Consider the following 11,122-nt stretch of genomic DNA (forward strand, 5'->3'; position numbering starts at 1 on the left):
CAAATGTCAGCGGCCGGGTTCGATGAGGATCTCGAACGCCGTGGCGGCGTCAGTCCGCACCCGCGTCCGCTCGGCGGCCACCACGCCGGGAACCCACAGGATGCCCCCGCGGTCCTCGACGACGGGGATCGTGTCCCGCCGGGAGAGGGGTACCTTGCGGTCGATCATGATCCGGCCGAGCCGCCGCGTGCCGGACATGCCGAAGGGGCGAAGACGGTCGCCCGGGCGGCGCGGCCGGACGGTCAGGGGGAAGCGCAAACGGGCGACGACGGCCCGGCGATCGTCGGCTGCGGCCGACGCGCCGCCGAAATCGATCCCTTGCACGCGCATGACCAGCCCCCATCCGGGCAGCGGCCAGCGTCCCTCGCCCGGCACGATCGAGACGGGGCGGGAGATTGGCGATGCGAGGGGCCTTTCGCGGACGATAAGCGACGCTCCTTCGCGGGCGATCTCGATGCCGTGCGGCAGCTGGATCCGCCGTCCGGAAAGCCCGGGCGAGAGGAGTCGTCTCGCCGCGTCGAAGTGGATCTTCTCGACGTCGCGGAGGACGCCGAAGCGATCCCGGAGGATCCGGTCGAGCAGGAGGTATTGCCGGAAGGGGGAGATCCCGTCGAGACGGGAAATCGAAACCGAAACGGCGCCGCCGACGAGGGGAGGGACCGGATCGTCCGTCTCCTCGACCGCCCCGGCGAGCTCGGCGGTGTTTTCGCCGAGCCTCAGGAGCGCATCGTCGATGGCTGGGTTGTACTTCGCGCGGAGGCCCGGCAGCAGGAGGTTCCGGATCCGGTTGCGCAGGAGGCGGTTGTCGTGATTCGTCTCGTCGGCTGCCCACCGGACGCCCCGCGACCGGAGCAGCTCCCGGAGGTCGGCGCGTTTGCAGCCGAGGAGCGGGCGCACGTAACGGCCGCGGGCGGCGGGCATGCCGGCGAGGCCGCGCGCCCCCGTCCCGCGGATGATGTGGTGGAGGATCGTCTCCACCTGGTCGTCGCGTGTGTGGCCGAGGGCGATGCGGTCGGCCTCCCACGCCGTCGCCGTCTCGTCGAGGAACGCGTAGCGCAGCCGCCGCGCCGTCTCCTCGATGCCGTTTTTCGAGCGCGCCGCGCGGCCCGGCACGTCCCCGGAGCCGACGAAGAGGGGGAGGCCGAGGGCGTCGCAGCGCCGCTCGACGAGTCGCAGCTCGCGAGCGACGGGTCGGATCCCGTGGTCAAAGCAGGCGACGGCGAGCGAGAGACGCATCGGGCCGGCGAGATCCACCAGGATCTCGAGAAGGGCGAGGGAGTCCGATCCTCCCGAGACGGCGGCGAGCACGCGATCGCCCCTGCCGACAAGACCGGCTTCCCGGATGAGCGTCCGTGCCTGTTTCGTGCAGTCCATTGAGTACGGGAGGTTGCGCGGCCCGCGGCCGCTTCGTGAATCCGTGGTGGCGGTGCAGGGATTCGAACCCCGGACACGCGGATTATGATTCCGCTGCTCTAACCAACTGAGCTACACCGCCACACCCGAATAAGAATATGCGAGAACGCCTTTCTGTCAAGCGAAATTGCGGTCAGGCGGGGCCCGAGGGCGGCGGTTGCGCCGCCCTCGGGCATGGGCTCGTTCCCGGCGGCCGGTCAGTACCGGCCGATATCCTCCTGGCTCGTCGTGATGAGCGGGTCTCCCGGTTTCCAGCCGGCCGGCGCCGCCTTTCCCGGGTTCGCGTCGACGGCCTGCATCGCCTTGATCTGGCGGATGAGTTCGGCGACGTTACGGCCGACCGGGTCGGTGAGAACCTCGACGGCTTTCACCCGTCCCTTGGGATCGATGATGAACCGGCCGCGATGGTTCATCCCCTTCTCGGGATTGTAGACGCCGTAGGCCGTCGAAACCCGTCCGGTCGGATCGGCGGCCATCGCGTAACGTACGTTCCTCACCGTCGGCGAGGTCTTCTTGAACATCCAGTGGCTGAAATGGGTATCGGTGCTGATCGAAACGACTTCGACCCCGAGCTGCTGCAGCTCGTCGTACGCGTCTGCGACCGCAGACAGTTCCGTCGGTCAGACGAAGGTGAAATCCGCCGGGTAGAAACAGACCACCCGCCATTTGCCGTCGTAGTCGGAAAGCTTGATCATCCTGATCTCGTTTCCGACGACGGCGGGCAATTCGAAATTGGGTGCCGGATCTCCCGGCAACGGCATGCGCATGCAGACGGCGGCCGGCGCAACCTGCGCCGTCGGCACCTGCACGTCAACCGGCTTCAGCGCGTCGGGCGTGCCGCATCCTCCGAGCACCTGGGCCGCGGGAGACGCGGGGAACCAGGCGACGGCGACGGCGACGGCGAGCGCAATCGGCCATCGGGCCATCGGACTCTCCTTTCCTTCCGACCCGCCTGGCGGCGGGCGGAACCGGACCGGTCGGTTGTGTGTTGAACGAGCCGCTCTCATTGTACGACGGGAGCGGCGCGCGAGCAACGCGTATCATGCGCGCGGCGGGCCCGCCAACGCCGCCCTGTGGTTAAACGTATGTTTTGCAGGGCGTTGCGTGGTATTTGCGGCCGATCGGTTGGGCGATTACCACTTGCTGCACCCGCCTCCATCTGTTATAGATACGGAGGCTCGGACGAGAAGGGTGCGCCGATGGAGATCCACAGAGAGCACGGGGAGACATTGTCGGCTCTCGCCGGCGAACGGATCGTCGTGGCGGGGTACGGCAACCAGGGCCGTCCGCAGGCGCTCAACCTGCGTGACAGCGGTCTCGACGTCGTTGTCGCCGCCCGTCCGGGCCGTCCCGGATGGGTTCGCGCCGCAAAGGACGGATTCGACGTCGTGACGATCGCCGACGGGGCGTCCGGGGCGGACGTCCTGATGATCCTCCTTCCCGACGAGGTGCAGGGCGAGGTCTGGCGCCGGGAGATCGCGGGCGCGATCCGGCGCGGCGCGACGCTCTGCTTCGCCCACGGGTTCGCCGTCGCGTTCGGCGAGATCGAACCGGCCGACGCCGACCTCGTCCTCGTGGCGCCGAAGGGGCAGGGGCGGGAGGTGCGCGCCGCCTTCGAGCGCGGGAGCGGGCTTCCGTGCCTCTTCGCCGTCGCCCACGACGTGTCCGGGCGGGCGCGCGGGCGGGCGCTCGGGATCGCCGCGGGGCTCGGGTGCCTGCGTGTCGGCGGTATCGAGACGACCTTCCGCGAGGAGGCGGTGAGCGACCTCTTCGGCGAGCAGGCGGTGCTGTGCGGCGGCGTGCCGGCCATCGTCAAACGCGCCTTCGAGGTGCTCACCGGGAGGGGATTCAGCCCGGAAGTGGCGTACTTCGAGTGCGTGCACGAACTCAAGATCATCGTCGATCTCGTCGCCGAGCGTGGCATCGCCGGTATGCGCGACCTGATCAGCGGGACGGCCGCCTACGGGAGCCTGCGCTTCGGCGAGGATCTCGTCGACGATGAGACGACGCGGAGGATGGAGGAGATCTTCGAGCGGATCGACAGCGGCGAATTCGCCCGCGACTGGCTGGCGGAATCGCGGGAGGGCGCCCGCCGGCTGGCCGAACTGCGTCTGCTGGAGCGCGGTCTGCCGATCGAGTCCGTCGGCAGGGAGGTCCGCTCGCTCTTCCCCGAAAACGAACGGAAAGGCAGGAAATGATGACAGGCATCAGGCGGCGGTGGGCGTTCGTCGTTCCCGCGCTGGCCCTCGCGGCGGCGCTGGCGGCGTGCGGCGGCGAGAAACAGGGCTCGGACGAGGCGTTCCGTATCCCCGATTCGCTGCTCGCGCCGATACAGAGCTACGGGCTCGTGCAGGACGACTATCACCCCGTCGAGGGCGGCGTGATGGCGAACCGCGAGATCGTCATGCAGTACCCCGCGGCGGAGATCTCCCGGTTCGTCGCGGTGAAGACCTTCGGCATCGCCCGCTCGGCCTGGCAGACCGTCACCGAGAAGATCGGCCGGCCGGCAGAGGGGCGCATCATTCTCGTGGGCGCGCGCGATCTCGACGAGTACCTCTTCCTCACGCGCCACGAGTGGTGGTACTACGGCACGATCCAGGGAGATACGATCCTCTTCGAGCCCTTCGAGATCATGATCAAGCGCAAGATCGCGGAGGTGGGGATCACGCAGAAGATGGCGCAGGCCGCCCTCATCCGGCTGTCCGGCAACCGACTCCCGGTCTGGCTCCGCGAGGCCGTGGCCTCGTACATCGCCGGCGAGCGGACGATCCTGGAGGCGCAGGCCTCCGAGTTCGCCGCGGAAGGCTTCGATCTCGATCCCGATCCCGAACGCGTCGAGAAGGATCTCGTCGAGGCGATCGACCGCGGAGCGACGCGCATCGCCTTCTTCGCCGCCTATCGCATGCTCGAGAATCTCCTCGAGACCCGGACGATGGAGGACGTTCTGCGTTTCGCCCGCCTGCTCGGCGAGGAGGAAGACATCGACGCCGCCTCCACGGCGGCCTTCGGGAGGGCGTGGGCCGACGTCATCGACGGCGTGCGGCTCGATCGCGGCGACGACGGGGAGGAGGCGGCGGTTCGATGAGCGACGAGACGACGGTCCGCGTACGCTTCGCGCCCAGCCCGACGGGCCATCTCCATGTCGGGGGAGCGCGGACGGCGCTCTACAACTGGCTCTACGCCCGCAGGATGGGTGGCGTCTTCATTCTCCGGATCGAGGACACCGACGCGCAGCGCTCGACGCGAGAGTCCTACGAGGGCATCGTGCGCGGCATGCGCTGGCTCGGGCTCGACTGGGACGAGGGCCCCGACGCCGGCGGCGAGTACGGTCCGTACGTGCAGTCCTCGCGCGGCGTTCTCTACCACACGGACGCCAGGCGGCTCGTCGAGGAGGGACTCGCGTACCGCTGTTTCTGCACGCAGGAAGATCTCGAGGAGATGAAGATCGAGGCGCAGCGCGACAAGCGCCCCCCGAAGTACGACGGCCGCTGCCGCCTGATCCCGCCCGAAGAGGCCGAGGAGAAAATCGCGGGCGGCGAACCGCACGTGATCCGTTTCCGTATGCCCGACGAGGGGGATATCCGTTTCCGCGACGTCGTCAGGGGCGAGTTGACCTTCACGAACGCCGATCTGGACGATTTCGTCCTCATCAAGTCGGACGGGCGGCCGACCTACAACTTCGCCGTGGTCGTCGACGACGCGAAGATGAAGATCACGCACGTCATCCGCGGTGACGACCACATATCCAACACGCCCCGCCAGGTCCATCTCTACCGGGCGCTGGGCTACCCGATACCGAAGTTCGCACACCTGCCGATGATACTCGGCTCCGACGGCACGCGTCTCAGCAAGCGGCACGGGGCCACGTCCGTCGACTGGTACCGCGAGCGTCGGTACCTGCCCGATGCCCTCGTCAACTACCTGGCTTTGCTCGGGTGGTCGTTCGACGGCAAGCGGGAGCTCTTCACGCGCAAGGCCCTCATCGAGAAGTTCTCCCTGAAGAAGGTGTCGAAGAACCCCGCCCAGTTCGATATCGACAAGATGGAATGGGTAAACGGGGAGCACTTCAAGATGCTCGAACTGCCGGGCAAGACGATGCTCGTCTACGGCGTGCTGGAGGAGGAGGGGATTCTTCCTCCCGATTTCGCGGTCGATCTTTCCCGGAAGGTCGATCTGAAGCTCGTTCCCGGCACCGAGCCCCTCGCGGACCGCGGCGGCGACGGACGAAACTCCTTCATGATGGAGGATTTCCGCCGGCTCGCACTGCTCGTCAGGGCGATGGGCAACCGGCTGAAGCTTCTCAAGGACGCGCCCGACATGCTCCGTCCCTATTTCAAGGACGATTTCCCGCGCGATCGGGACGCGGTGGCATCCCACCTGCTCCGTCCCGAGGTGCCTGCGCGGCTCGAGCGCCTCGCCGACGCCCTCGAGGGGCTGCAATACTTCGAACTGGAGCGCATCGAGGAGACCCTGCGTTCCCTCGCCGACGAGATGGAACTGCAGGCGGGCGAGTTGATCCATCCCTGCAGGGTGGCGCTCACCGGCCGGACGGTCTCTCCCGACATCTTCCAGGTGATCCTTCTCATCGGCAAGGAGAAGTCGGTCGAACGGCTGCGGGAAGCCGCGAGGGAGCGGTAAAAAGGGGGTTGCTTTTCGACCCTGATTTTCTTACCTTGTTGCGTACGCTTTGGAGGGTCGTCCAACGGCAGGACAGCTGACTCTGGATCAGCCGATGGAGGTTCGAATCCTCCCCCTCCAGCCATTGATTTCAATGGCCCCTTAGTCTAGTGGTCAGGACGCATGGTTCTCAGCCATGAATCAGGGGTTCGACTCCCCTAGGGGCTACCATGATACGGTAACGGCCCGGAAGGATGTCTTCTTCCGGGCCGTACGCGTTTCCGGCGGCCGACCGGCCGCGATCCTCAGAAGGGACGTCACCCGCCGCCCGACGGCGCGCAGCCGCCGGAAGACGAGGAGGAGCTCGAGAAACCGCTGATGAGCTTCTCGAGCGCCGTCCCGCCGCATGCCGGGCATTCGATCTCCTCGTCCTCCCGGCGGACGAGCGCGTCGAAGACGCGGCCGCACCGCTCGCATCGATACTCGAAGATCGGCATGATCGCTACTCCTTTTTCCCGCTTTGCGTCTCGTCGCCCGTTTCCGTCTTCTTTTCGTGTCGGTCCCCGACATCGCACGTGTCGCTCATTCAGGTGGGCACGCCGAGACGGGGAAGGATGAACCGCGAGATCGCGATCCAGACGACGATGAAGCCGAGGATACCGATGAGGTCATTCATGGAACTCTTTCCTGAACGTCCTGAGCGCGCTCCGGCCCGCGGTGGTCCGCTGCTCGAGCGAAAAGCAGACGAGACCGCAGATCGTCCGCGGCAGGTCGTTCGTCAGCCGGTAGAAGACGTGCCGGCCTTCCCTTCGGAACTCGACGAGGGCCGCTCGCCTGAGGACGCCGAGATGCCGGGAGACGTTGGCCTGGCTCAGCCCCGTCGCGGCGGTGAGCGAGGTGACGCTCTGTTCCCCGCCGCAGAGCTCGCCAAGGATGCGCAACCGCGAGGGATCGCCCATCGCCCGGAGACATTCGGCCACCATCTCGCAGGCGGCCCCGTTCCCGTCGGTGTCCGGCGTCATGATGCATAATTATATACGTATAGGATAATATGTCAAGCTTGATCGGCTCGGAGGCCGGCGATCGGTCAGATGCGGATGTGGCGCCAGCCGCCCTCGCGGAACTTCCACGCCATGAGGCACGCGAAGATGCTGAAATAGAGGTAGACGCCCCACCATGCGGCGACGAGCCCGCCGCCGAGGGCGGCGACGGCGAAGTTGGAGTAGGGGATGAGGATGCCCCAGACGCAGATGATCTCGGAGATCATCACGTACATGGTGCTTCCCGCTCCCTGGAGGACGCGGGAGAGGACGATTCCGAAGCCGTCGATGAACTGGAACGCGCCGAGCAGCCTGAACGGCACGACTCCCAGCTCGACCGTCGCCGGCTCGCGCGTGAAGACCCCCATGATCTGTCTCGGGAAGAACATGAAGCAGGCGCCGATCGCGCCCATCAGCGAGGCGCCGAGCAGCGCGGAACGCCAGCCGTAGCGCGCGGCCTTGTCCGGATCCTTCTCGCCGAGGCTCCTGCCGACGAGGGTGGCGGCCGCCGTGCCGATTGCCATCCCGATCATGAACGTGACGTTGAAGGCCTTGAAGATGATGTTGCTGATGGCCAGCTCGGCGATGCCGATCCGCCCGACAAGCCCGAGAAAGACGACGAATCCGACGGTGGAGAGGCTCTGGACGGCACGCGGCGCGGAGATGCGGATGATGAGCGCCATCATCCGCGCGTCGAGCCCCGAGCGGCGCTCGGCCCGCGGGAGGCGGCGGATGATGCGGAACTCGATGAAGAGAAGGTAGACGACAAGGCCCGCGGCCGTGCTGATCACCGACGCGATCGCCGCGCCGCGCGTCTCGAGACGGGGGAAGGTCCAGTGGCCGAAGATGAGGAACCAGTTGAGGAGGATGTTCAGCACGTTCACGATGAGCGAGACGATCATGTCGATCCGCACGCGGGCGAGACCGAAGGCATACCCCCGAAGGGTATACATCACGATGACGGCGAAGACGCCGGCCATGCGGATGCGCAGGTAGGGGACCCCGTCGGCGGCGATCTCCGGACGATCGGAGAGGAGCGAGAAGATGCCCCCGGAGAACCGGTAGCCGAGCGCGGAGACGACGATGCCCACGATCGAGGCGAGAAAGAAGGTGTTCGCGAGGATGCGGGCGTATTCGCCGGTGCGGCCCTCGCCGAGGCGGCGCGAGACGATCGCCTGCGTGCCCACGTGCAGGGAGCCGAAGATGAGGACCGCGACGAGCGTGATGAAGGAGCCGAGGCCGACGGCCGCGAGGGGCGCGTCGCCGAGGCGTCCGACCATCGCCGTGTCGACGATGTTCAGGATCGTCGTCGAGATCATGCCGACGATCACCGGCGAGGAGAGCCGTATGATCTCGCGGTTCATTCGGTCAGCCCTGATCATTCGTAAAAAAGTCCCTGGCCATGAGGAAAGAATCTAATATAATGGACGGCTGAATTTCGTTCAACGCGGAAAAGCCGGGGAAAAGGGGTGCCGAGATGATGTCCTGCCGCCGTCTGCTCTCGTGTCTGGCCGTCGTGATCCTCCTCGCGGGAACGAGCGCGGAAGCCCGGAACGCTCCGTCGTTCGATCTCCCGCTCCTTGGCGGCGGTGCATACCATCGCCTCGACGAACTCCTCGAGGGCCGGGATGCGCTCTTCCTCGTCTTCTGGGAAAGCGGCTGTCCCCGCTGCGTCGAGGGGCTCCGGGCGAGCCAGCGTTTCGCTGAGGACTACGCCGGGTCCGGCGTCGCCGTCGTCGGCGTCAACGGCGACTGGAGCGAGCCGGGGCGCGCCCTCGATCGCGTCGAGGCGGAGGAAATCGGCTTCCTGCAGCTCCTCGACAGGGACGGCGCGGCGGCGGCGGCCTACGGCGTGCCCCTCGAGGCCTTCGCCGTCGTCCTCGTCGACGCCGGCGGCAGCATCCTGTCGATGCGCGTCGATCCGGCGGGAGACGTGGCGGAGCTCATGGAGCGGATGCTCGCCGGGGGCGGGGCGCCGGAACCGATCGAAGCGGAAGGGAAGTCTATCCACTCGACGCCCGATCTCCCGGGGCTGCTGGAGACGACCGCCGGCATCGCGTTGCACGGCGACGCGCGCATGCGGTTCTTCTCGATCGATTCGCGGGGCAGCCGGGCCGTCGGCCCCTACGGCGAGGCGGTCACCCCGGGGAACGACCTGCTCATGCGCTTCGAACTCGAGGCAATCAAACCCATCGGGCGCCACCTCACCGTGGGAGGGCTTGTCCGCGCGGGGAACGAGAGTATCGAGGTCCTCCGGTCGGGCCCGCAGTATCTCGACAACGAACGGGGAAGCGCTTTCGCCGATATCCACGCCGCCGGCGCGTCGCTCCGCGTCGGGTACTACACGATGCACATGACGCCGCTCACGATGATGCGCTGGGACTGGGACGACAATCCGCGCACGGGCGGCGACGCGGGATGCGGCTGCGGAAACGCGGCGGGCGTCCTGCTCCTCGAGAGCCTCGAGGAGCTCGGCCCCGATCTCACCGTCGAGGGCGGTCGACTGGCGTGGAACGGACGCGGATTCGAATGCGTCGCCTTCTACGCGATCCCGCGGCGCGCGATCGAGACCGGATCGATCGCATCGAGCATGGGGCTCGGCGAGCCGGCCGACCTCTCGCTGGAGATCTGGGGCGCCGAGGCCGCCTGGCGCCGGTTCGACGCGCGCACCGGCGGGCACTGGCGTGCCGGGCTGCACTACATCGGCACCTGGGAGGACGAGCGGTCGCTCGACGGACCGCGTCTCGGCTATTTCGTCCCCTTCGAATGGACGGAAACCTCGATGCTCACGGCGACCGGCGAGGCGCCGATCCTTCCCTGGGCGCGTCTGCGCGGCGAACTGATCGCGCTCAACGACGTCTCCGTGCACAACGCCGGCCGCGTCGAGGGCGAGACGGCCGACACGGATGGGGCGGGGGGATACGGCGGGCTCGTCGTCGACCTGCCGGGCCGCCTCGACGTGGCCGTCGATTACATCTCGATCGACGACGGGTTCGATTCCCCCTTCGCCGCGGTCTCATGGGAGCAGGACCGCAAGGGGTGGCGCGTCTCGGCGAGGGCCGTGCTTCCCGGCGGTTTCTCCGCGCTCTCCCTCTTCTGGAAACGCCTGGAGAGCCACGCGGACACGTCCTGGCCCGACGAGGTCTCCTTTTTCGGCGCCGCGGCCGACGTCGATCTCGAGAGCGGTCTCGGCGGCGGGATCGGCTGGCTCGACCGAGGCTCGTGGAACGACGATCCCGGCGCGGGCTACGACGAGTCGCGGACCGCGCTGACGGCGAGCGTGAGATACCGGTTCGATCGCATGACGAGCGTGCAGGCGCAGTACCAGCGGATCGAGTACGAGACGGACGTGCCCGATTTCCTCGATGCGGTCACGTCGCTCTTCAGTTTCTATCTCGTGTCGAGGTTCTAGCGGAAAGCGAACCGGCTCGGCCGGTCGCGTCACGGGGTCTCCGGGCGGGGTCGTTCGATCCCGCCCTTCCTATTTCCGGTAGAAGGACTTGATTTCGCCCCAGGTGGATTCGCCGGCGGCGGTGACGTTGCTGAGCGTGAGCCAGTCGAGCTGGAGTCCCGCTCCTCCCTCCACGAAGGCGATCTGGATCGTGTAAGCCGGCATGTAGACGTTGAGCTCGCCGCTCCCGGCGGCGTAGAGGTCGGCGCCTCACCCCGAGCAGCCGTGCCCCGTGAAGACGAAGTCGATCGTCTGCTGGCCGACGAAATCGACCGGCGTCAAGGTGAGGCGGAGGTGATAGTCGACGTTCTCCTCGCCCATGCAGTGGAGCTCGGCGGCGACCGAGCCGTACTCGTCGGTCTCGAACGAATAGGTGAGCCATTCCCCCGGGTAGTCGAGGCCCTGCAGCCATCCGTTCACCGTGACGAAATTCAGGAAGGCGATGTTGAGGGAGTGTTCGAAGTTCTCCGACTGGACGAGGACGTCCTTCGCCGACACGGGGGACGATGAGGCCGGCAGAAGAAGCGCTACGAGGATACAGGCGACGCGGAACACGGGTACCCCTCTCATGCACGTCCGGATACCGCCCGATGATAGCACA

At 67.1% G+C, this 11,122-nt stretch carries 11 protein-coding genes and 3 tRNA genes; 6 read left to right on the forward strand and 8 right to left on the reverse strand.

Translation table 11 applies throughout. The annotated features are described in order from the left end of the window. Nucleotides 1-6: 6 nt before the first annotated feature. The 4 genes from tilS to JW876_04765 form a co-directional block, all read right to left on the reverse strand. The gene (tilS, locus tag JW876_04750) at nt 7-1,374 is read right to left on the reverse strand and encodes a tRNA lysidine(34) synthetase TilS (protein ID MBN1884815.1); all 1,368 of its coding nucleotides are present in this window, start codon (nt 1,372-1,374) and stop codon (nt 7-9) included. 44 nt (nt 1,375-1,418) lie between these two features. Continuing rightward, nucleotides 1,419-1,495, reverse strand: a tRNA-Met gene (locus tag JW876_04755). A gap of 115 nt (nt 1,496-1,610) precedes the next feature. Continuing rightward, complete coding sequence (locus tag JW876_04760; protein MBN1884816.1) at nt 1,611-2,024, reverse strand: redoxin domain-containing protein; 414 nt, start codon at nt 2,022-2,024, stop codon at nt 1,611-1,613. Nucleotides 2,025-2,033: 9 nt separating this feature from the next. Beyond that, nucleotides 2,034-2,180 (reverse strand): redoxin domain-containing protein, encoded by a 147-nt coding sequence (locus JW876_04765; protein MBN1884817.1) that lies wholly within the window; start codon nt 2,178-2,180, stop codon nt 2,034-2,036. Between the two features lie 432 nt (nt 2,181-2,612). Here JW876_04765 and ilvC point away from each other — a divergent pair, with 432 nt between their 5' ends. The 5 genes from ilvC to JW876_04790 all read left to right on the forward strand — a co-directional run bounded on the left by ilvC (nt 2,613) and on the right by JW876_04790 (nt 6,261). Next, the gene (gene ilvC / locus JW876_04770; protein MBN1884818.1) at nt 2,613-3,611 is read left to right on the forward strand and encodes a ketol-acid reductoisomerase; all 999 of its coding nucleotides are present in this window, start codon (nt 2,613-2,615) and stop codon (nt 3,609-3,611) included. Then, nucleotides 3,608-4,498, forward strand: coding sequence for a hypothetical protein (locus tag JW876_04775; protein MBN1884819.1), 891 nt, complete (start codon nt 3,608-3,610; stop codon nt 4,496-4,498). The genes ilvC and JW876_04775 overlap by 4 nt, the downstream gene beginning before the upstream one ends. Then, on the forward strand, nt 4,495-6,051 hold the full coding sequence (locus JW876_04780; protein ID MBN1884820.1) for a glutamate--tRNA ligase: 1,557 nt from the start codon (nt 4,495-4,497) through the stop codon (nt 6,049-6,051). The genes JW876_04775 and JW876_04780 overlap by 4 nt, the downstream gene beginning before the upstream one ends. A gap of 50 nt (nt 6,052-6,101) precedes the next feature. Further along, nucleotides 6,102-6,175: transfer RNA gene (locus JW876_04785), tRNA-Gln, on the forward strand. An 11-nt stretch (nt 6,176-6,186) separates the two neighbouring features. Further along, a tRNA-Glu gene (locus JW876_04790) sits at nt 6,187-6,261 on the forward strand. An 86-nt stretch (nt 6,262-6,347) separates the two neighbouring features. On the opposite strand, the gene JW876_04795 is transcribed toward JW876_04790, so the two are convergent. The 3 genes from JW876_04795 to JW876_04805 form a co-directional block, all read right to left on the reverse strand. Continuing rightward, nucleotides 6,348-6,527, reverse strand: coding sequence for a zinc ribbon domain-containing protein (locus JW876_04795; GenBank protein MBN1884821.1), 180 nt, complete (start codon nt 6,525-6,527; stop codon nt 6,348-6,350). Nucleotides 6,528-6,698: 171 nt separating this feature from the next. Further along, on the reverse strand, nt 6,699-7,013 hold the full coding sequence (locus JW876_04800; protein ID MBN1884822.1) for a winged helix-turn-helix transcriptional regulator: 315 nt from the start codon (nt 7,011-7,013) through the stop codon (nt 6,699-6,701). A 104-nt stretch (nt 7,014-7,117) separates the two neighbouring features. Beyond that, nucleotides 7,118-8,434: an MATE family efflux transporter gene (locus JW876_04805; GenBank protein ID MBN1884823.1), complete on the reverse strand. Its 1,317-nt coding sequence runs from the start codon at nt 8,432-8,434 to the stop codon at nt 7,118-7,120. Nucleotides 8,435-8,547: 113 nt separating this feature from the next. Here JW876_04805 and JW876_04810 point away from each other — a divergent pair, with 113 nt between their 5' ends. Next, on the forward strand, nt 8,548-10,482 hold the full coding sequence (locus tag JW876_04810; GenBank protein ID MBN1884824.1) for a TlpA family protein disulfide reductase: 1,935 nt from the start codon (nt 8,548-8,550) through the stop codon (nt 10,480-10,482). Nucleotides 10,483-10,731: 249 nt separating this feature from the next. Here the strand turns inward: JW876_04810 and JW876_04815 are convergent, their stop codons facing one another. Further along, entirely contained in the window at nt 10,732-11,091 is a 360-nt protein-coding gene (locus JW876_04815) for a hypothetical protein (GenBank protein MBN1884825.1), read from the reverse strand. Nucleotides 11,092-11,122 lie beyond the last annotated feature (31 nt).

The organism is Candidatus Krumholzibacteriota bacterium (assembly GCA_016931295.1).
Classification (GTDB): domain Bacteria; phylum Krumholzibacteriota; class Krumholzibacteriia; order Krumholzibacteriales; family Krumholzibacteriaceae; genus JAFGEZ01.

Coding starts and splice junctions, on each gene's coding strand:
- tilS (MBN1884815.1), bottom strand. CDS start 1,374: ATGGACTGCACGAAACAGGCACGGACGCTCATCCGGGAAGCCGGTCTT.
- JW876_04765 (MBN1884817.1), bottom strand. CDS start 2,180: ATGCGCATGCCGTTGCCGGGAGATCCGGCACCCAATTTCGAATTGCCC.
- ilvC (MBN1884818.1), top strand. CDS start 2,613: ATGGAGATCCACAGAGAGCACGGGGAGACATTGTCGGCTCTCGCCGGC.
- JW876_04775 (MBN1884819.1), top strand. CDS start 3,608: ATGATGACAGGCATCAGGCGGCGGTGGGCGTTCGTCGTTCCCGCGCTG.
- JW876_04780 (MBN1884820.1), top strand. CDS start 4,495: ATGAGCGACGAGACGACGGTCCGCGTACGCTTCGCGCCCAGCCCGACG.
- JW876_04795 (MBN1884821.1), bottom strand. CDS start 6,527: ATGCCGATCTTCGAGTATCGATGCGAGCGGTGCGGCCGCGTCTTCGAC.
- JW876_04800 (MBN1884822.1), bottom strand. CDS start 7,013: ATGGTGGCCGAATGTCTCCGGGCGATGGGCGATCCCTCGCGGTTGCGC.
- JW876_04805 (MBN1884823.1), bottom strand. CDS start 8,434: ATGAACCGCGAGATCATACGGCTCTCCTCGCCGGTGATCGTCGGCATG.
- JW876_04810 (MBN1884824.1), top strand. CDS start 8,548: ATGATGTCCTGCCGCCGTCTGCTCTCGTGTCTGGCCGTCGTGATCCTC.
- JW876_04815 (MBN1884825.1), bottom strand. CDS start 11,091: ATGAGAGGGGTACCCGTGTTCCGCGTCGCCTGTATCCTCGTAGCGCTT.